The organism is Mangrovivirga halotolerans (genome assembly GCF_026241165.1).
GTDB lineage: Bacteria > Bacteroidota > Bacteroidia > Cytophagales > Cyclobacteriaceae > Mangrovivirga > Mangrovivirga halotolerans.
In genome coordinates this window covers 154,926-175,172 of sequence record NZ_JAPFQN010000007.1, presented here as the reverse complement: position 1 = coordinate 175,172, position 20,247 = coordinate 154,926, and the positions used below count along the sequence as shown (strand labels likewise).

Annotated in this window: 16 protein-coding genes; 8 read left to right on the top strand and 8 right to left on the bottom strand. The window is 36.8% G+C overall.

Features of this window, described 5'->3' with window-relative positions:
* Window positions 1–10: 10 nt before the first annotated feature.
* Entirely contained in the window at window positions 11–1,462 is a 1,452-nt protein-coding gene (locus OO013_RS14535; RefSeq protein ID WP_266057639.1) for a trypsin-like peptidase domain-containing protein, read from the bottom strand.
* Window positions 1,463–1,582: 120 nt separating this feature from the next.
* Here OO013_RS14535 and OO013_RS14530 point away from each other — a divergent pair, with 120 nt between their 5' ends.
* Genes OO013_RS14530 through rseP form a run of 3 tightly spaced genes read left to right on the top strand, consistent with a single transcriptional unit; the run spans window position 1,583 to window position 5,592 of the window.
* A complete protein-coding gene (locus OO013_RS14530) occupies window positions 1,583–3,088 on the top strand; it encodes a GH3 auxin-responsive promoter family protein (protein WP_266057638.1) in 1,506 nt (501 codons plus the stop codon).
* Window positions 3,081–4,253 carry a 1-deoxy-D-xylulose-5-phosphate reductoisomerase gene (locus OO013_RS14525; protein WP_266057637.1) on the top strand — a complete coding sequence of 391 codons (1,173 nt, stop codon included), beginning with the start codon at window positions 3,081–3,083 and terminating at the stop codon, window positions 4,251–4,253. The genes OO013_RS14530 and OO013_RS14525 overlap by 8 nt, the downstream gene beginning before the upstream one ends.
* A 10-nt stretch (window positions 4,254–4,263) precedes the next feature.
* Window positions 4,264–5,592, top strand: coding sequence for an RIP metalloprotease RseP (gene rseP / locus OO013_RS14520; RefSeq protein ID WP_266057636.1), 1,329 nt, complete (start codon window positions 4,264–4,266; stop codon window positions 5,590–5,592).
* Between the two features lie 70 nt (window positions 5,593–5,662).
* On the opposite strand, the gene OO013_RS14515 is transcribed toward rseP, so the two are convergent.
* The 5 genes from OO013_RS14515 to OO013_RS14495 all read right to left on the bottom strand — a co-directional run bounded on the left by OO013_RS14515 (window position 5,663) and on the right by OO013_RS14495 (window position 11,240).
* A complete protein-coding gene (locus OO013_RS14515) occupies window positions 5,663–7,645 on the bottom strand; it encodes an OmpA family protein (RefSeq protein WP_266057634.1) in 1,983 nt (660 codons plus the stop codon).
* Window positions 7,646–7,738: 93 nt separating this feature from the next.
* A complete protein-coding gene (locus OO013_RS14510; protein WP_266057633.1) occupies window positions 7,739–8,689 on the bottom strand; it encodes an aspartate carbamoyltransferase catalytic subunit in 951 nt (316 codons plus the stop codon).
* Window positions 8,690–8,696: 7 nt separating this feature from the next.
* The gene (gene pyrR, locus OO013_RS14505) at window positions 8,697–9,236 is read right to left on the bottom strand and encodes a bifunctional pyr operon transcriptional regulator/uracil phosphoribosyltransferase PyrR (RefSeq protein ID WP_266057631.1); all 540 of its coding nucleotides are present in this window, start codon (window positions 9,234–9,236) and stop codon (window positions 8,697–8,699) included.
* Between the two features lie 56 nt (window positions 9,237–9,292).
* Window positions 9,293–10,822 (bottom strand): hypothetical protein, encoded by a 1,530-nt coding sequence (locus OO013_RS14500; protein WP_266057630.1) that lies wholly within the window; start codon window positions 10,820–10,822, stop codon window positions 9,293–9,295.
* Between the two features lie 13 nt (window positions 10,823–10,835).
* Window positions 10,836–11,240 carry an EVE domain-containing protein gene (locus OO013_RS14495; protein WP_266057629.1) on the bottom strand — a complete coding sequence of 135 codons (405 nt, stop codon included), beginning with the start codon at window positions 11,238–11,240 and terminating at the stop codon, window positions 10,836–10,838.
* Window positions 11,241–11,319: 79 nt separating this feature from the next.
* Between OO013_RS14495 and polX the strand changes: the two genes are divergently transcribed.
* Genes polX through OO013_RS14480 form a run of 3 tightly spaced genes read left to right on the top strand, consistent with a single transcriptional unit; the run spans window position 11,320 to window position 14,284 of the window.
* Window positions 11,320–13,020 carry a DNA polymerase/3'-5' exonuclease PolX gene (gene polX, locus OO013_RS14490; protein ID WP_266057628.1) on the top strand — a complete coding sequence of 567 codons (1,701 nt, stop codon included), beginning with the start codon at window positions 11,320–11,322 and terminating at the stop codon, window positions 13,018–13,020.
* Complete coding sequence (locus tag OO013_RS14485; protein ID WP_266057627.1) at window positions 13,021–14,043, top strand: glycosyltransferase family 9 protein; 1,023 nt, start codon at window positions 13,021–13,023, stop codon at window positions 14,041–14,043. It abuts the gene before it with no gap.
* A 34-nt stretch (window positions 14,044–14,077) separates the two neighbouring features.
* Entirely contained in the window at window positions 14,078–14,284 is a 207-nt protein-coding gene (locus OO013_RS14480) for a hypothetical protein (RefSeq protein WP_266057626.1), read from the top strand.
* A gap of 14 nt (window positions 14,285–14,298) precedes the next feature.
* Here OO013_RS14480 and OO013_RS14475 read toward each other — a convergent pair whose 3' ends face one another.
* Window positions 14,299–16,143, bottom strand: a complete 1,845-nt coding sequence (locus OO013_RS14475) for an LTA synthase family protein (RefSeq protein WP_266057625.1) — start codon at window positions 16,141–16,143, stop codon at window positions 14,299–14,301.
* A 121-nt stretch (window positions 16,144–16,264) separates the two neighbouring features.
* Here OO013_RS14475 and OO013_RS14470 point away from each other — a divergent pair, with 121 nt between their 5' ends.
* Complete coding sequence (locus OO013_RS14470; protein WP_266057624.1) at window positions 16,265–17,293, top strand: hypothetical protein; 1,029 nt, start codon at window positions 16,265–16,267, stop codon at window positions 17,291–17,293.
* On the opposite strand, the gene OO013_RS14465 is transcribed toward OO013_RS14470, so the two are convergent.
* A complete protein-coding gene (locus tag OO013_RS14465) occupies window positions 17,290–18,651 on the bottom strand; it encodes a M28 family metallopeptidase (RefSeq protein ID WP_266057623.1) in 1,362 nt (453 codons plus the stop codon). The genes OO013_RS14470 and OO013_RS14465 overlap by 4 nt on opposite strands.
* A 136-nt stretch (window positions 18,652–18,787) precedes the next feature.
* Here OO013_RS14465 and OO013_RS14460 point away from each other — a divergent pair, with 136 nt between their 5' ends.
* On the top strand, window positions 18,788–20,236 hold the full coding sequence (locus OO013_RS14460) for an NAD-dependent succinate-semialdehyde dehydrogenase (RefSeq protein ID WP_266057622.1): 1,449 nt from the start codon (window positions 18,788–18,790) through the stop codon (window positions 20,234–20,236).
* The last annotated feature ends 11 nt before the right edge of the window (window positions 20,237–20,247 follow it).

The following is a 20,247-nucleotide window of genomic DNA, read 5'->3' as shown; positions in this document are numbered from 1 at the left end:
CTTTTTTGTTTTAGAATAAGTAACTAAAATATCCTTTTACTCCCCGTTGATTTATTCCTTCAACTACCACTCTGCCCCGTGCTCCCTGGAGAATATCTGCCAGTTCCTGAGCTGAGTCGATTACCTCACCATTTACTTTGGTAATTATAAACTCTTCTGTCAGATCCATTCTTTCTATCAGACCAGGTTTAACATTTTTAATTCTTAATCCACCTTCGACATCATAGGCTTTTAGTTCATCCGGAGAAAGGGATTCGAAATCTGCTCCAAGTCTTTCAGAAGAATAGAATTCTCTTTTTATAAGATTAGTGGTGCCAAGTGCATTTGTAAGCGTGACTTGTCTTGAGATTACATTATCATCTCTTTTTAAGTAAACAGTAACTTTATCACCCGGAGAAAAATACCCAAGTGTCTCATCATATGCTGTTTTATTTGGAACAGGGATATCATTAATTCGAGTGATCATATCCCCTTCCTTCAGGCCGGCTTCTTTTGCAGCTCCATCATCGTATAATTTGGTGATAAGTACACCATTAGTAGATCCGTCTGGTGAATATTCCCTGTTTTCATAGGTAATATCGATTACAGATGCTCCTATAAATGCTTTTTGAACTTCCCGGTAGTTTATCAGGTCATTAACAACTTTCTTTGCTATATCGATTGGAACGGCAAACCCGTATCCAGCATATGATCCTGTTTTTGATAGTATCGCAGTATTTATTCCAATCAACTCACCTTTTGCGTTGACCAGAGCTCCACCGCTGTTTCCAGGGTTAATAGCTGCATCAGTCTGGATGAAGGATTCGATCGGAAAGTTTCCTTTTAAAATATTTATAGATCTTCCTTTAGCACTTACTATCCCGGCAGTAACAGTACTCGTTAAATTAAATGGGTTTCCAACGGCCAATACCCATTCTCCAACAGCAACTTCCCTTGAGCTGGCAATCTCAATAGCTGGAAGATTTTTAGCATCGATTTTCAATACAGCAATATCAGTTGATGGGTCTGTGCCAATTACAGTTGCTTCATACGATCGCTGTTTAGCCATCACTTCGATCCTGTCTGCTCCCTGGATCACGTGATTATTTGTGATAATAAATCCATCTGATGTATAAATTACTCCTGATCCAGAACTTACTCTTGGCGTGGGGCTACCACCTCCAAAAAACCATTCATAAAATGAATCGCCACTTCTTCCGCTAGCCATGGTTTTTATGTAAACCACACTTTCTGTTGCTTTTTCTGAAGCTTCGCGAAAATCAATATTTATATTTTCAATACTCTCTCTCGCAATATTCCTGGAATTATCACTTGTAAATTGGGTTTGAGATTGCTTATACTCATTTGAGGCAAAAACAAAATCATTATCATCTGTCGGGTCAACACTGATATTTGAATAAAAAAAAGCACCAGCAATTCCTGACAAAAATGACACAACTATGACAAAAAGTGTTTTTTTCATGTCTGACTCCTTTGCTTTTATGTTTAAAGTTATTCTTTTATTACGTATCAAAATAAATGCCAGTTGTTGTGGGGGGAAAAGTTGACGTCCTAAGCATTAATTTTATTAACTTGCATGGCTATGGGATTAAAGTCTTTTTTAAGTAAACCATTTGCGGCTTATATAGCTGCTAAACAGAAGAAATGGTCTGCTGATCCGGTAAAATATCAACAAAAAGCATTCGACAACCTGATCAAGGTTGGAAGTAAGACTGTTTTCGGTAAAGATCATGATTTCGCGAATATTAAAAGTCACGATGATTTTAAAAAGCGAGTCCCTATAAGGGATTATGAAGGATTGAAACCGTATTTTGACAGGGTTGTTAATGGTGAACCTGATATTCTATGGAAGGGAAAGCCTAAATATTTTGCCAAAACAAGTGGTACCACTTCCGGCACCAAGTATATTCCGATTACCAAAGACTCAATCCCTAATCATATTAATAGTGCCAGGAATGCCTTGTTGAATTATATCCACGAAACAGGGAATAGTTCTTTCGTTGAAGGCAATCTGATATTTCTGTCCGGAAGCCCGGAAATGTACCGAACTAACGGAATCCTCACAGGTAGATTATCAGGAATTGTTAACCATCACGTACCTAATTATCTAAGAACTAACCAGCTTCCAAGTTATAAAACCAATTGTATTGAAGACTGGGAAGAAAAACTTGATGCGATAGTGAGTGAGACCAAGGAAAGAGATATGACTTTGATCTCGGGTATTCCTCCCTGGGTGCAAATGTATTTTGACCAGCTAAAAGAAGAGACAGGTAAGAAGGCAGGTGAATTATTCCCAAACTTCTCGTTATTTGTTTATGGAGGTGTAAACTTTGAACCTTACCGGGCCAAGTTATTTGAAAGTATTGGTCGTCATGTCGATAGTATTGAAACATACCCTGCATCAGAAGGGTTTATCGCTTACCAGGATAGGCAAGGAGATAAAGGCTTGCTATTGTTGGTGGATAGCGGCATATTTTTTGAGTTTATCCCTGCTGATGAAGTCTTTGATGAAAATCCTACAAGGCTGAGTATAGGAGAGGTTGAGCTGGATAAAAATTACGCACTAATTATTAATAATAATGCCGGTTTATGGGGTTATAATATTGGAGATACAGTAAAATTTGTATCCAAATTCCCTCATCGATTGGTAGTGACAGGAAGAATTAAACATTTCATTTCAGCATTCGGAGAACATGTTATTGGAGAAGAAGTTGAAAAGGCACTAGCATCAGCGGTGGAGAAATTTCCGGAAACAGAAATTGTAGAATTTACGGTTGCTCCACAAGTAAATCCTGACGAAGGGCTTCCTTTACACGAATGGTATATAGAATTTGATAAAGAACCATTAAATTTGCAGGATTTCGAAACAGAAATTGATAATAAATTAAGGGAATTGAATGTTTATTACGATGACCTGATTAGCGGAAATATTTTACGAAAGCTGAAAGTCAGGCCATTAAAAAAGAATGCATTCATAGAAATGATGAGGCAGCGAGGTAAGCTGGGTGGTCAAAATAAAGTACCACGACTTTCAAACGACAGGTCACTTGCTGATGAACTGCAGAATTTTTTAGAAAATAATGATTGAAAATAAAGATCAGAAGAAGAGACATGTTGCGATACTGGGGTCGACTGGTTCTATTGGTGTTCAGGCCTTAGAAGTGATCGAAGCAAACCCTGATAGATTTGTAGCAGAGGTTTTAACAGCACAAAATAGTGCTGAGAAGCTTATTGAGCAGGCTTTGAAATTTAAACCCAATGCGGTAGTTATTGCAAATGAAGACAAGTATCAGGAAGTTTTTGATGCTTTAGATCCGCATGATATTAAAGTTTATGCAGGTGAAAATGCACTTTCTTCCGTTTTAGAAATGGATACTATCGACATTGTTCTTACGGCAGTAGTGGGTTATGCAGGTCTTAAGCCTACGATAAGAGCAATCGAAAGTGGAAAACCAATCGCACTGGCAAATAAAGAAACCCTTGTGGTAGCTGGTGAACTAATCACAGAATTAGCCCGTCAAAAAGGAGTTAATATCTATCCGGTAGATTCAGAGCATTCGGCGATTTTCCAGTGTCTTGCAGGAGAATTTCATAATCCGATAGAGAAAATAATATTAACCGCAAGTGGAGGCCCTTTCAGAGGAAAAAAACGGACTGAACTTGAAAAAGTATCGAGGGAGCAGGCTCTAAAACATCCGAATTGGGAAATGGGAGCGAAGATCACTATCGATTCTGCATCTATGATGAATAAAGGTCTTGAAGTGATAGAAGCAAAATGGTTATTTGGTTTAAAACCCGAGCAGATAGAAGTGGTTGTCCATCCTCAGTCTATCATTCATTCGATGGTGCAGTTTGAAGATGGCAGCATGAAAGCTCAGATGGGTTTGCCAGATATGAAAGTGCCTATCCAATATGCCCTGACTTATCCTGACCGGATCAAATCAGATTTTCCAAGGTTTGATTTTGCCAAATATCCACAACTTACTTTCGAAAAGCCTGATACTGATACATTCAGAAATTTAGCATTAGCATTTGAGTCATTAGAAAAATCAGGAAATATGCCTTGTATTTTAAATGCCGCAAACGAAATTGCAGTCGATGCGTTTTTAAAAGACAAGGTTGGATTTTTAGAGATGTCGAATTTAATAGAGCATTGTTTAGAGAAAATAGATTACATATCATCTCCGGGTCTTGATGACTATGTAGAAACAGATAAAGAAACCCGGAGTTTAGCAAATGCGTATTTAGGATAAATATTTTATAATGGAAGGAATTATTATGTTCGCTCAGTTAATTCTGAGCATATCTATTTTAGTAGGATTACATGAGTTGGGCCATTTAGTGGCAGCCAAAGTTTTTGGCATGAGAGTGGAGAAGTATTCAATTGGTTTTCCTCCTAAAATATTTGGTTTCCAATGGGGAGAAACTGAGTACAGTATCGGGGCCATACCTTTAGGTGGATTTGTAAAGATCTCCGGTATGGTAGATGAATCTTTGGATACTGAAAACCTTGATGAAGAACCTCAACCATGGGAATTCAGAGCAAAACCAGCATGGCAAAGATTAATAGTGATGCTAGGTGGAATTATTATCAATGTAATTACCGGTATAATTATTTTCATCAGCTTGCTATATGTCAATGGTGAAGAATATCTACCGAAGTCTGAAGTGAATAAGGCCGGTATCTATGCTTTGGAATTAGGAGAAAAAATCGGATTACAGACAGGTGATAAGATTCTGAATGTAAATGGGAAAGACTGGGAAAGATTCGGAGACTTAAGTAACATCGAAGTACTTCTTGAAGATGATTCATATTATACTGTTTTAAGAGATGGCGATACAATCACTGTAGATGTGCCTTCTGATTTCATGAATGATCTTTCAGAAAAGAAAGGGCAATTTATTTTTTACCGACATCCTTTTGTGGTAGGAAATGTTTCTAAAGATAGCCCTGGTGCAAAAGCCGGTCTGAAAGAGGGAGACAAGATACTTGAGATTAATGGCCAGGAGTTCACTTATTTTGACGAGTTTAAATCAGAGATTAGTCAATATGCAGGAGAAGAAGTTAGCCTCACTGTAAAAAGAGACAGTGAAACGAAGCAGATGAATGTTGCCTTAGGTGATAGTGCCATTATTGGATTTCTTCCAGTGGTTGAAGGTGTGAATTTTGAAAGAGAAGAATATAGCCTGGGACAAGCCATACCAATGGGAACTTCAAAAGCCTTTACGGTAGTTTGGGTTAACATCAGGGCATTTGGAAAAATGTTTAGTGGAGACCTGGATCCTACAAAATCACTTCAAGGGCCAATTGGTATCATGAGAACTTTTGGAGGAACCTGGGATTGGACCAGATTTTGGGCCTTGACCGGATTGCTTTCTATGGTACTGGCTTTTATGAATTTATTGCCGATTCCAGCACTTGATGGTGGTCATGTGGTATTCTTACTGTATGAAATTGTGTCGGGCAGAAAGCCTAGTGATAAGTTCCTTGAGGGAGCACAGAAAGTCGGAATGGCTATATTATTGACTCTGATGGTATTTATATTCGGAAATGATATCTGGCAGTGGATCAGAGATTCATTCCTTGGATAATATTTAGATATGAAATAGCAAAAAGCCCAAAGGATCTCCTTTGGGCTTTTTTTATGTGTTTTTTTATTTCTTATTTACTAATCTTTGCAGATCGTTCAATATGAAATTCAACCCTGCGATTAAGCTGTTTATCAGCTTCAGTTTTTTCTTTGACCAGTGGTCTGTCAGACCCATAACCCACAGCGTCAATTCTATCTTCATCTATACGATAAAAGCCAATTAAAAAGTCTTTTATTGCTTCAGCTCTTCGCTGAGAGAGATCTTTGTTTGCTGCCGGATTACCATCACTATCAGTATGCCCTGCTATTGTTAACAGATAATTAGGATGGTCTATTAGAAAGTTTCCTACCTTGTCAAGGTCAGTATGCATTTCCGGTTTGATCTCCGCTTTACCATTGTCAAATACAACAGATTCAAACTCCATGGTTGCATTGATCTCCTGTGCTTCAAATTCTACAGTCATATCACCTTCCACAGTAAATATTTCTTCTATTCGGAAAAAGTTATCTCCCTGTAGTATGATCAGGTATTTTTGGTTATCAATGAGATCAAAAGCAAAAGTACCATCATCTCGCAGAAATTTTGGCGCTACCTCGATACCGTTTTCTATATCTATAACCGAAACAATGCCTTCAAATTTCTGACCATCTATTCCTTCGAGCTTACCAGCAAACATTGTATTTGCAGCCGGTTGAGCACCCATTGGAAGAGGGAATGAGTGGAGATCCAAATCATTATTCTGGGTATCTGAAGATTTTGCGTAAAAAAGTAAATCAGCCTGGCTGTCAATAGTGAAATAATACTCGTTGCCAGGGCCATTAACTAGCGGACCAACATTTTTAGGCTCTGCCCAGGCACCTTTTTTATAATAAGATTTATATATATCAAACCCACCGAACCTTAATAACTGACCAGTGCTACTGAAGTACAATACTTTGTATTTGTGATCGTAATAGGGGCTCACTTCATTACCATTGGTATTTATTACCGGGCCTAAATTGTAAGGCTTACCCCAGGAGTTATCATTTTGCTTAACTGTATAATAAATGTCAGACAAACCAAATCCTTCAATTCTGTCAGAGGCAAAAAACAAAGTATCTTCAGTAACAGAAAGACTTGGATGTGAATCCCAGTTTACTGAATTCACTTTTTGTCCTAAATTCTTTACTTCACCCCAGGTACTGTCTGATTGTAATTTAGCTTCGAAGATATCACAATTGCCATAACTATCAGGGCTATTACATCTGACAAAATACAAGGTTTTTCCGTCTCTGCTTATGCATGCTGAGCCTTCATTATATTGAGTATTCACACCAATGAAGGGTTGTGATTCTTCCCAGCCGCCATCCTTAAATTTGGTGAAGAAAAGATCTTCATTTTCTCTTACCTCCATCATTGAGGTTTTCTGTACATTCCGCTTGGAAGTAAAAATCAAAGTGGCATCATCAGCACTAAGGGTGGGACCGTAATCAGGTGTTTTACTATTTACCTCTTTTCCCATATTTAAAAGTACTCCACGGGGCGGTCTTAATGTGTCGATCTCTTTTCTGAAATCTACCAGCTCATAGTAGTATTCTAATGGAACATAGTAATCTTTCTCATTTTTAGTGATTGAATCATAGTGAAGTTCAGTTTTACCTATATCGAGATCTTCTCTATGATGCTTAAGTACCAGCCTGTAATAGTATTTTGATTTTTCAATTTCTCCGAAATGTTCAGCTAATTTAGCTAGTCTCCAAAGCAGATAATTGTCCTTGAAGAAATTTTCTACTCCAAAATTAGCGACATACACTTCCAAGGCAGGATAGAGGTTTTCCCAGTCTTTTTTTCTATCCCATTCAAGAATTTTTTTCTGAAGTTTTGCATCCGCGAAATAATCGAGGCGATTTATATTAGAAAATTCAAATACGTAAGTGGAGTCAGTTTTTTTTAGCAGAGACTGTTCAGGGGAAACGATATTATAGCTCCGTCCCTTCTTTTTGTCTTTCTTCTGCGCTATCGCTAAATCGGTAACAGTTAGAAATAAAAATGTAAAAACTAAAAAAAACCTCATTAAACTGGTTTAAATACAATTATTTAGATAAATGTACAAAAATAATACCGTAAATGTGAACTCCTAACGGTTAAGAAAAGTTATAATTGCCCTTTAATCGGGTTTCTTTGATGCAAGTAAGTATAATACTGCCATACGGACAGCTACTCCGTTTTCTACCTGATCTAGTATAATTGCGTTATCTGCATCAGCTGCATCAGTTGATAATTCAACTCCTCGGTTTATCGGACCCGGGTGCATTAGAATTATCTCCTTATCCAATCTTGCTAATCTTTTCCTATCAATTCCGAAATATAATGAATATTCTCTTAAACTAGGAAAGTATTTAATTTGCTGTCTTTCTAACTGAATTCTTAGTACGTTGGCTACATCACACCACTGCAGGGCTTTATCTACATCCAATTCAACTTTTACCCCGAGGTCAGAAATGTATTTAGGAAGTAAAGTATTGGGTCCGCAAACCATTACTTCAGCTCCAAGTTTTTGCAGAGCAAAGATATTCGAAAGGGCAACTCTTGAATGAAGTATATCTCCAATGATCGCTACCTTTTTACCCTCAAGGGTACCAAGTTTTTCATGTATACTAAAAGTATCCAAAAGAGCCTGGGTGGGATGTTCATGAGTTCCGTCGCCGGCATTTACAACGACAGCGTGCTTACCTGTTTTTGTATTAGCAAGACTCCTGGCCAGAAAGTGCGGCGCTCCGGGACTTCCATGTCTCATAACGATCATATCTACTTTCATCGCCAGAATATTCTGAACGGTATCTACAAGTGTTTCCCCTTTTTTAACAGAACTGTTAGATGATGAAAAATTAATTACATCTGCACTTAACCTTTTTTCCGCCAGTTCAAAAGAAAGCCTGGTCCTTGTAGAGTTTTCAAAGAAAACATTAGCAATGGTGATATCACGTAGTGAGGGCACCTTTTTGATAGGTCGGTTGATTACCTCTTTAAATGAAGAAGCTGTCTGAAAGAGAAGTTCTATATCTTCCCGGGTCAGATCTTTAATTCCAAGTAAATGCTTTACGCTTAGCCGGTTCATTAATTAGTTAATTGTCTATGAGCCAAACACTGTTTTCATTTGCTCCCTGATCTTTCCACTCAACAAGCACTTTTTGTGATTTTATGGTATTTACATTTCTCCCGGTATACTTAGGTTCAATAGGCAGGTCCCTGCTATATCTCCTGTTTACCAGTACAAGTAATTCCACAGTCAATGGTCTTCCAAAAGCGATCATCGCATCCATTGCAGCCCTTACACTTCTTCCTGTGAATAATACATCATCTATCAGAATAACCTTTTTATCTTCAAGTAAAAAAGGTATATCGGTTTGATTGGCTGTAATAGGGGTGTCCCTTCTTCTGAAATCATCCCGATGAAAAGTTGTGTCGAGATATCCTAGAGGAACATCAATATTGGTAAGCCCTTTTAATTTTTGTTGTACTATACGTGCAAGGTGACTTCCTCGCGGTTGAAGCCCGAGAATGACGGAATTTTCAAAATCACCATGATTCTCTATCAGCTGTTGACAAAGCCTGAGAATGGTGATCTCCAAAAGTTCATGATGTAGAAGATTTCGCTTTTGCATAAACTTGAACAAAGATAGAATAAACCAATGAAAATTCTAGTGTAATCACTTAACCATTAGTCTTCGTAGTAAATTTTATTTATATAAAAAACTTTTCTTACCACCTCTGAAGGTTCCAGTGAGTTATTTCGTATCCTTTGCAATCCCGAAGCATAAAAATATTTATCATACCATTTTTCAATCTTTCCAAGCTCATCAAACCTTTCTCTCACGTCATCATTTTCATATTTTAACTTAATTTCGGTATCTGTCTTGTCTTCTATTACTTCATCACCTTTTATTACCTGGCTTTTAATTTTGCCCTCATAGAAATATAATAAAGCGATCCGGTTTGGATCTACGTCAATACTGACTTGATGCTCAAGGGTTAAGGTCTTTATCTCATCTATTTCAAAACTATTATCCCAAAGCATATTGCCCTCTTCGTCAAAAGCTAAAATTACAGCATGCGAAAAATTAAATTCACTAATAATCTGCCCTGTTCCAGGATAATAATCAAATGTGGAAGGATTATAAGAAGTACCTGGCATATAATCCTGCCTGATGTAAGTAGGATAAAATGCTTCTCCAACAATGATATATTGATCGTTTCTTTTAATTACATCGTGAATGAGTAACCGGTAATTAAATTTTGGTTTTTTGCCTTTATTTCTTTTTCGAATAATTCTTTCTCTGATTCGCTTTTCTTTTTTGTCTTTTAGATAAGAAAAAAAGTTCTCTAGATCAGCATAATTATAGAATTTCACAATATCCTCTTCACCAGGATTAGGGTGTATTTCTCCAAAAAACATTCCCCGACTGTACTGAGATTTATTATTTGACCATGTTCCTATAATAAATGGTTCATCATTGAGAAATGAGGTGGCAGTACCATCGATAAAGTTATGCTCTTGGCCTGGATTTAATTCTGTATCGAATAATAAAGTTCCCTGTTTGTCATATGATTTAACAGTAATATATTGATTTCTCCTCGGCCTTCTTTCAAGAAAAGTCAATTGAAATACACCCAGAGAAAAGTTTCTTTGAATTTCAAGTAGTTCACTGTTGTCACTGTACAGTCCTTGAAGAGCAATAAAGCGTTGTTCTTTTAGATTATATAGTGCAGCATTGGTTTTATATTTTGTTTTCCCTGCAAAAAGTAAAACGTCATCAATGGTTTCAAAATGGGTAAGAATAATCGGTATAGGTCTTTCGATCTCGTGAATAGAAATGTCCCCATTGGAAGATAATAGTCGCGCTACTTTTAAATCACCTTTTTCAGTTCCTCCTTTGGAAAAAAGTAAAAATATCCTGCCATTATTATAATCATGACCAATTACGTCATAACCATAATCGACTTTAAAAGCTTTTGTCCATTTAAGTTCAAGCTGCGTATCATACAATGATAATTCCCATATAAAGCCGCCATCACCTCTTTCATTTGTATTTCTATAAATAAAAATCCCTTCCCTTCCGGCACTATATACCTCATACATGTCCTCATTGAATCCTATATCGATCTCTAATCTAAGAGGCTGTTTTATTTGGGCATTTAATGATTGACATGAAAAATAGATCAGTATGGTTGATAATAAAAATATCCTCATTAATCTCCTTTATTTATTGAGATAAGTTAATAATAAAATTGTACTCTTCTTTATTTAACGGAATAACTGACAATCTGGATTGCTTTACGAGCTGTGAATCAGCTAATTCAGTATGTTTTTTTATTTCTTTTAAGGTAACTTTTTTATTTAATCTTTTTTTAGGCTTAACATCCACAGCTAGCCATTTGTTGTCATCTGTAGTAGGGTCGGGATAAGATTCTTTCACTACTTCTGCTGTTGCAACAACGCCTGCATTTTTTCCACTATGATAAAATAATAACTGATCACCTTTTTTCATATCCCTGATATTATTTCTTGCCTGATAATTCCTCACACCACTCCACACACCAATTTTATCTCTGATAAGGTCATCAAAACTGTACTCTTCAGGTTCGGATTTTATGATCCAGTAGTTCATTTATTAATCCTTTAGTATTTTAAACCAGGTAGAATCTTAAATTTGCGTATTCAATTGGTGATTAAAATAAATAAAAATCTTGGATAATAAAACGATAATTAAGTTACTCAAGCAAGCGGCAGACCTCATGGAACTTCATGGTGAGAATCAGTTTAAAGTAAGAGGTTATAGTAATGCAGCATTTAAACTTGAGCGGTTTGATGGCGTGCTATCTCAGTTGTCAGATAAGGAAATAGCAGAAATTGAAGGAGTTGGGAAAAGTATCGCAGAAGCTATTTATGAAATTAAAGATACGGGCACTTTTGCATTTCTGGATGAGTTAATAGCCAGAACTCCGGAAGGAGTATTAGAGATGATGCAGGTGAAAGGTATTGGTCCAAAAAAAATTGCTGCCCTCTGGAAAGACCAGGAAATCGATTCAGTGGATAAGCTCCTCGAGGCTGCTGAAGCAGGTAATTTATCAAAGATGAAAGGTTTTGGAGCCAAAACTGAAGAGAAAATTATCGAACAAATTTATTATATCAGGGAAAATGAGGGTAAAAAACACTATGCTGAAGTAGTTGATCTGGAAAAGGAAATCACAGAAACTTTAAAAAAAGAATTAAATATTGATAAAGTTTCTTCTGCAGGACAATTGAGAAGAAAGATGCCTGTAGTTGAAAAATTATCATTCGTGACAGCTTTAGATGATCCGGATGACTGGGAACAGAAATTAATGTCTCTTGAGGAGTTTTCATTCGTTGAGGAAGATTCTTCACCTTTTACTTTAAGAGGGATACATATTGATTCAGGGATGGCTACTGAAGTTTTTTATACCTCACCGGAAAAATATATTCAAAGATTATTTGAAGTAACTGGTTCTCCACTTCATCTGAATTATCGGTTAAAAGATGATGTTTCTTTATTCAATATTAATCGATCGAAGCCTTACTCGACCGAAGAGGAAATTTATAAGGAAGCTGAACTGCCATATGTTGAACCTGAATGTCGTGAAGGACAATTTGAATTTGAGTATGCAGAGAAAGACAAACTTAATAGCCTGATTTCAGATAAGAGCATTAAAGGGATACTTCATGCTCATTCAACTTACAGTGATGGCAAGAATACGCTCAAAGAAATGGCTGAAGATTGCAAAAAGCGTGGTTATGAATACCTTGGAATAACCGATCACAGTAAGACAGCCGGTTATGCAAACGGTCTTCAGGAGTTTAGAATTAAAAAGCAGTGGGAAGAAATTGATCAACTCAATGAGGAACTGGCCCCTTTTAAAATATTTAAAGGAATTGAATCAGATATTCTTACTGATGGAGCTTTGGATTATAGTGATGATATTCTGAGTGGATTTGATTTTATAGTTTCTTCGATTCACTCTCCCTTAAATATGGATAGAAACAAAGCTACGGCCAGGTTGTTAACAGCTATAAACAATCCCTACACCACCATACTTGGTCATCCTACAGGAAGATTACTATTAAGAAGGGAAGGTTATCCCATCGATCACAAAAAAGTAATTGATGCTGCTGCTGAAAATAATGTAGTGATTGAGATAAACGCTAATCCATGGAGGCTTGATCTCGATTGGATCTGGGTTAAATATGCTTTGGATAAAGGAGTGAAATTATCAATTAATCCGGATGCCCATGAATTGGCTGGGTACGACCATACTAAATTTGGTGTGATCGTAGGTAGAAAAGGAGGGCTGACAGAAGATATGACACTGAATGCGATGGGAGTAAATGAATTGTCCGATTACTTTAACAACAGGAAATCAAAAATATAAATGAAGGAAAATCCAAAGATTCTTATTCTCAGATTTTCATCTATAGGTGATATTGTACTGACTACTCCCGTGGTAAGGGTTTTAAAAAGTCAATTAAATGCAGAGGTTCATTATTGTACTAAGCCTGCATTCGAAAAAATAGTTAAGCCTAACCCTTATATCGATAAGGTCCATACTTTAACCGGATCACTTGGAGATCTGATTAAAGAATTGAAAGCTGAAAACTTTGATTACATTGTTGATCTGCATAATAATTTAAGGACGCGTATCATCAAATTGAGAATGAGGAAAATCCCTTCCTTTTCATATTACAAGGCAAATATTGAGCGTTTTCTTCTTACTAAATTTAAGATCAATAAAATGCCTAAAAATCATGTAGTAGACAGGTATATGACTGCTGCTTTACCATTAGGTGTAAAAAATGATGAGCTTGGACTCGACTATTTCATTCCTCCAGAAGATGAAGTAGACATTAAAAATGATCTTCCAGAAACACATCATAAGGAATATGTTGCTGTAGTAATCGGCGGTGCTCATGCCACTAAAAGACTTCCATTTCACAAGCTCGTTGAATTATGTGATAAAATTGCTAAACCCGTTGTGTTGATCGGTGGTCCCGATGATGTTGAAGTGGCAAATAAAATTGAGAGGTTTTTTAAGAAAACAGAGAAATCTGAACCTTATGAAGAAAAGCTAAAGGAACTAGGTAAGAAAACAGTAATTTTTAATGCTTGTGGTAAGTATAATCTGAATCAATCAGCTTCCCTTGCAGGGCAATCCCTTGTTGTTTTTGCCCACGATACGGGATTGATGCACATTTCTGCAGCTCTCAAGAAAAAGATCTACAGCATTTGGGGAAACACTGTTCCTGCATTCGGTTTTTACCCTTATAAAACCAAGTTTGTAGTGTTTGAAAATAACAAAATTGATTGCCGTCCTTGTTCAAAAATGGGATTTAAAAAGTGTCCGAAGGGACATTTTAAATGCATGGAAGATCAGGTTTTTGATTTTTATTTGCCTTAATATTCCGGTTTGATTTTTATTATAAAACCAAAATATGGCTAAGAAAAAAGATTATTTAAAAGGGTATTATTTGGTGGGAGGAGTCCTGGGAGGAATAGTATCCATCGTGTTATTTACTTTTTTCGGGATTAAAATGCTACTCGGTTATGAACATCCTGATTATATGAAATTAATTACTTTGTTGGCTACCGGTGTTTTTTTCTCAGCATTATCTTATACAATATATCGATCAGATAGATAGTGGAGGGATATTTGCTATTCCCTTTTTTCGGTAAATTTTTTATAAACCTTATGAAGATATGCCTGACCTAATTCAAAATCTTCATCAGTTATCGATGAATCTTTTACGATAAAATCTTCACTTGATGTGCTAAAACTATAAGTCCCGTTTGGCACTTTTAAGCTGTATCCCTGGCTGAAACTATACCAGGCCATTGGCTTGAAATCGACCTGAAATAGATTTTTAGAAAAATAATATTTAGAATAATCAATATCCATCTCTCCAAGTAAAGTGGCCGGGAAATCTGTTTGGCAAGAAAGCCTGTCGATCGTAAATCCTGTTTGATTTAATGCTCCGCCTGTCCAGATCATCGGTATTTTAAAAGTTTCTTCTGCGTAATATTCTGACCCGTCAGGATCTCTTACCCCATGGTCAGCCATAATTATGACCAGGAGATCATTCCATAAATTTTCATTTTCTTTAAGGCTTTCCAAGACTTTTTTGATCTGCAGGTCAGTAAAATGAGAAGTTGAATATACTTTTTCCTGTAATGAATTGTTACCGAATTCATATTGACCAGGCACCTCATAGGGAGGATGGTTCGAAAGGGTAAACCATGTAGCAAACCAAGGGTTTCGAGTTCTGTAATCTTTAATTCTATCGATAAGAGTGTCACTGACAATATTGTCATGGACACCCCATTTAGTTGTGCTTAAAGAGTCTGGAAAATTACTTTCAGTAACTAATTCATCTGTTCCGGCAGATAGGAAATATCCTTTAAAATTAGCAAAGGAGAGATCACCACCGTAAAAAAAGCTGGTATAATAACCATGTTTTTTAAGATCCTTTGTTAAGTGGGGTAAACCATATGCGATAGCTGGGTATTTAATTACAGGAGCAACCGGGTGAGCTGGGAAACCACTAAAAATAGCAGTCATTCCTTTATGAGAGCGGTCTCCGGATGCATAAAAATTATCAAAATATATGCCTTCCCTGGTAAGCTGATCAAGATAAGGTGTTACTTCCCGTTCATTATAGTTTTTGTGCAGGAATTTAGACGCCATGCTTTCAATAATGATCAAAAGAATATTTGGCTTTTTTGTATTTAAAACTTCCAGGAAGGGTTTTTTGATATTGAGTTTGCTGATCAAAGAATCTGCTTTCTGGTCATCATACCAATCTTTTTTTAATGCATCGGGATCATACTTGGAAAGAGCATAATTAAAATTCCATGCAGGATTAAGAGCCAGCTGATTGATCTCTGAATAATTACTAAAAAAGACTGAGCCCGGATTAAGTGGAGCTATTCCTATTCCCCCTCTAACAGGAATTATCAGAAACCCGAGTAATAGCATAAAACCCAATGAATAGAGAGGCTTGAACTTCGGAAATATCAGTATGTTTCTTGTCAGGGATAAGATAGAGAATACAAGAAAGCCACAAAGCAAAATAAAATATAAAAAAGGTATAATGATCTCAGCAAATCCAACACTCGCTAAAGCCTCACCTGGTGTATCTAAAAAAAGTAACGGCGCGGTATCCAGGCGAAAGCCCCAGAATTGAAATAATTTGAGATCAACTGCCGCCATCAAAGACAGAATTACGGTAAATAATATTAATGCAACCCTATTGGCATAAAACTGAAATTTATTGGAAAACAGAAATCCGATAATAAACAAGACTACCGGAATAACGATAATATAGGAAGCAATAGACAAATCCATTCGCAAACCATGGACAAAAGCCATAAGCACGTCAGTAGCTTCAGCATTTCGGGTCATTTCCGAAAAATGAAACAATAAAAAAACCAGTCTGATCAATAAACCGGCAAACACAAAAAGTCCAAATACTTTTAGAAGATAAAAAAGGCGTTGCTTCATAAATTATTCTCCGGGTAATGATGGATACAGATTTAATAATCTGTCAAACAAAACGTAAAATTAATAAATAGTGGGATAACCATTTGTATATTTATAATTTAGTCGAAACGAGAAGTCCTTAATGGCACTAATAAGTAAAAAGAAAATACCTTTTGAAATCAGCAATGGCCTTCGAAATTATTTAAATAAACACGATCGGTCATTCCAATCTCCTATTCATTATGCTGATCTGTTGCGCTTTAACAGTACTATTGCTTTATATGATAGGAAGGGAGAAGATACCCTTTGGGAAACTGTTTTTTATGCAGCGAGTGAGATGGGGCACATCAATGAAAGCCTTAAAAAGATTTATGCACTCCTCAAGTCTGATGGCGATCTTTCTGTAATAGAACATTTATTTATCGATAGAGTTGATATCTGTCCTTATGGAAATAGTATGCCTTTTCGAGTAAGGATCGTAAATCAGATTAATGATAATTTCGACTATTTCTATGTGAAAAAAGCTGATGCGAGCAGGATATATGGTCTGGAGCTGGAGCACCTCTTATCTCCTAATCGGATTAATTATCTCGTGGATGGCGATACATTAATTGAGGAACATATTGCTGGTGTACCAGGTGACCAGTTCATCGTTACTTATTTGGAAAATAATCATCAGTTGAATAAGATCCGCTTAGCCAAGGAGTTTGTGAAGTTTAATGAAAGATGTTTTGTAAGGCTGCTAGGGGATATGCATAGCAGTAATTTTGTTATTGATATAACACCTGATTTTGAAGAAATACATTATCGAATAAGATCCATTGATTTTGACCAGCAGTCTTACGAAGGTCGAAAGGCAATATATATGCCCAAATATTTTAAACAGAATTATCCATTGATAAAATTAGGGTTGGAAACAATGACTCCTGAATCAGTGAGGCAATATCAAAAAGAAGAGCGGGCGTTGATCGTACACAGAATACGTGCCTCAAGATACGCTTTAAAAGATTTAATGGATGTTATGATGGTGGATAAAATTTCTTTGCCCGAGCATGTAGAAAGTCTAAAAAAAGAGTTAGCTGATCATTATGAAGCGCCACAATTTCTAGAATGTAAATCCATGGGAGAAATTGTGAAGCAAAGTCTTAAAATGTTATTAAGAAATATTTAATCACGGATAATTCCATCCGGATAACTTACTATACTTTGGTTTCCCTCTTCATCTACTGCTGATATACCAAAAAGATAGTTATCAATCACAACTCCTTTCAAGGTATATTCTGTAGTGTTTTTATCAACAAAAACTGAATACTGCCATTGGGGTGAGATTGTTTCTCTATAATGAATGATATAACCCTTAAGGTCATCACTTTCTACGGCATTCCATTTTAATTTAGCTGAAGGTTCAACTATTCCTCCGATATTTACACTATCAGGAGATGGAGGAGCTAAAGCAACAGATGCCATTGTAATGGCATTAACAGCTGTTAAAAGTCTTGTGTATTCAAAATTAACTCCTTCGACCACATCTCCATATTTTATTCCATCTTCAGTTCTGAGATCCTGATGCTGCCTGTTATAATTTTCATGTGCTTCCATGATTCTCACTCCTGCGAAGCCTAGATCATTGAATGGTCTGTGGTGTCCGCCTCTCCCAAATCTGTCCAGGCGATAGATCATTATTGGGTTCATATATGGCATATATTTTTTAGTAACGTAATGCACATACCTTGCAAGCTGCCTGCTGTTACCGTCATTTTCACCTCCAAAAAACCTTCTTAATCTGCGTTCGCGCTCTGATTCTGTAGGAGGGACTGGTTCTGAAAAAATTCTGAACGAACGATTGTCGATTACACCGTCAACTCCTTCAATATTTCCGATCATGTCATTATTGAGAACACCAACAATATCCCAGCCTTCATCTTGGGCCTTTTGAGCAAGAAACTTACCTCCGAATAAACCTTGCTCTTCTCCACTTAGGCCAGCATAAATGATACTACATTCAAATTCGTATTTAGACAAAACCCTGGCAGCTTCAATTGCTCCAGCCATTCCTGAAGCATTATCGTTAGCGCCTGGAGCATCATCTTTATAATTTAACACATCCGATATTCGACTATCAATGTCTCCCGACATAATGATATATCGGTTAGGGTATTTTGTGCCTCTTTGAATTGCCAGCACATTCACAACATAAGTGTCCTCAGGTATTCTTTCACTTTCACCTTTCTTCACCAGGTTTCTTTGATAAGATACTTCCAGGCACCCATCGCATTCTTTAGAAATATCATCGAATGTGGACTTTATCCATCTTCTCGCCGCTCCAATACCTCGGGTATCAGATGTTGTATCAGATAAGGTGTGGCGCGTACCAAAACCGGCAAGAGTTCTGATATCTGACTCTAATCTTTCAGCAGAGACTTCATCTATGATTTCATACATGAGTGGATTGAATTGAGTAACACCGCTCTGTGAAAAAACAGGTAAACTGAGAATAAATAAAATCGGAGCAATTATTCTTTTATACATAAAAAGGAATTTTTGTGTCGGTTTCTTTTGTTTAACCAAATAAACAAAAATTAGTTTTAAAGCCTAATTCAAGGTCGTAATTGCTACATCTTGGCTTGATTATTTGTAAATTGAACTGATCTAAATGCCAGAACTTATGTCATTAAATAATAAAAATTTATTAAGAAGTAAAGCGTACATCGATGGTAATTGGACCGGAGCAACATCAGGGAAAACCTATGATGTTAAAAATCCGGTCGACGATTCAGTGATCACAAGTGTTCCTGATATGGGTAAGGAAGATGTGAAAAAAGCAATTGATATTGCAAATCTAAAGTTTGATGAATGGTCATCAATGTTAGCGAAAGAACGTAGCGAAATATTAAATAAGTGGTACCGCCTATTAATGGAAAACCAGGAGGATCTTGCCATTTTGATGACTAAGGAAATGGGCAAACCTTTAAAAGAATCCAGAGGAGAGATTGCTTATGGAGCTTCTTTTATCCAGTGGTTTGCCGAGGAGGCCAAAAGAGTTTACGGGGATGTAATTCCTAATCATGCTCCTGGTAAAAGAATTATTGTAATAAAGCAACCTGTAGGTGTGGCAGGGATTATTACTCCATGGAATTTTCCTCTTGCTATGATAACCAGAAAAGTTGGACCAGCACTTGCTGCGGGATGCCCGGTAGTAATTAAACCTGCGCAAGACACGCCATTGAGTGCGTTAGCTGCAGCCTATCTTGCAGAAGAAGCAGGCCTTCCTGCTGGTGTACTTAATATTATAACAACCAGTTCCTCGTCTGAGGCGGGAAAAGAATTAACAACCAGCGACAAGGTCAAAAAAATATCTTTTACCGGATCAACTAAGGTAGGTAAGTTGCTGATGGAACAAAGTGCTTCCACAGTTAAAAAAATCTCTCTTGAATTAGGAGGGAATGCCCCTTTTGTAGTTTTTGAAGATGCTGATATTGATGCAGCAGCTTCAGGAGCAGTAGATTGCAAATTTAGAAACGCGGGTCAGACTTGTGTTTGTGCAAACCGAATATTAGTTCATGAAAACGTCTATGATGAATTTGTTGAAAAGTTTGCTGCTAATGTCAGAAAATTAAAAGTAGGGGATGGTTTGGAAACTGGTGTTGATATTGGTCCTTTAATCAATGATGATGCAGTAAAAAAAGTAACTGACCTTGTTCAGGATGCGCTAGATAAGGGCGCTAAAATGATGACTGGAAATAATGAACCCGATGGCAGGTTTATTGAGCCTATAGTTTTGACAAATGTGGATGATTCAGTAGAAATGTTCCATAAGGAGATATTTGGTCCCGTAGCACCAGTTTATAAGTTTAGCAGCGATGAGGAGGCGATAGAACTTTCAAATAAAACTCAATTTGGTTTAGCTTCGTATTTTTACTCCAGAGATATTGGGCGTATCTGGAAAATTGCTGAAAAGCTCCAGTATGGAATGGTGGGTATTAATGAGGGATTAATCTCCACTGAGGTAGCTCCGTTTGGTGGCGTTAAAGAATCAGGTATGGGTCGTGAAGGATCTAAATATGGGATCGAAGAATATATTAATGTAAAATATATGCTAATGGGAGGGTTATAGCCGATCAAATT

Coding starts and splice junctions, on each gene's coding strand:
- OO013_RS14470 (WP_266057624.1), top strand. CDS start 16,265: ATGGCACTAATAAGTAAAAAGAAAATACCTTTTGAAATCAGCAATGGC.
- OO013_RS14485 (WP_266057627.1), top strand. CDS start 13,021: ATGAAGGAAAATCCAAAGATTCTTATTCTCAGATTTTCATCTATAGGT.
- OO013_RS14475 (WP_266057625.1), bottom strand. CDS start 16,143: ATGAAGCAACGCCTTTTTTATCTTCTAAAAGTATTTGGACTTTTTGTG.
- OO013_RS14465 (WP_266057623.1), bottom strand. CDS start 18,651: ATGTATAAAAGAATAATTGCTCCGATTTTATTTATTCTCAGTTTACCT.
- OO013_RS14495 (WP_266057629.1), bottom strand. CDS start 11,240: ATGAACTACTGGATCATAAAATCCGAACCTGAAGAGTACAGTTTTGAT.
- OO013_RS14510 (WP_266057633.1), bottom strand. CDS start 8,689: ATGAACCGGCTAAGCGTAAAGCATTTACTTGGAATTAAAGATCTGACC.
- OO013_RS14525 (WP_266057637.1), top strand. CDS start 3,081: ATGATTGAAAATAAAGATCAGAAGAAGAGACATGTTGCGATACTGGGG.
- OO013_RS14530 (WP_266057638.1), top strand. CDS start 1,583: ATGGGATTAAAGTCTTTTTTAAGTAAACCATTTGCGGCTTATATAGCT.
- OO013_RS14480 (WP_266057626.1), top strand. CDS start 14,078: ATGGCTAAGAAAAAAGATTATTTAAAAGGGTATTATTTGGTGGGAGGA.
- OO013_RS14460 (WP_266057622.1), top strand. CDS start 18,788: ATGTCATTAAATAATAAAAATTTATTAAGAAGTAAAGCGTACATCGAT.
- rseP (WP_266057636.1), top strand. CDS start 4,264: ATGGAAGGAATTATTATGTTCGCTCAGTTAATTCTGAGCATATCTATT.
- pyrR (WP_266057631.1), bottom strand. CDS start 9,236: ATGCAAAAGCGAAATCTTCTACATCATGAACTTTTGGAGATCACCATT.
- OO013_RS14500 (WP_266057630.1), bottom strand. CDS start 10,822: ATGAGGATATTTTTATTATCAACCATACTGATCTATTTTTCATGTCAA.
- OO013_RS14535 (WP_266057639.1), bottom strand. CDS start 1,462: ATGAAAAAAACACTTTTTGTCATAGTTGTGTCATTTTTGTCAGGAATT.
- OO013_RS14515 (WP_266057634.1), bottom strand. CDS start 7,645: ATGAGGTTTTTTTTAGTTTTTACATTTTTATTTCTAACTGTTACCGAT.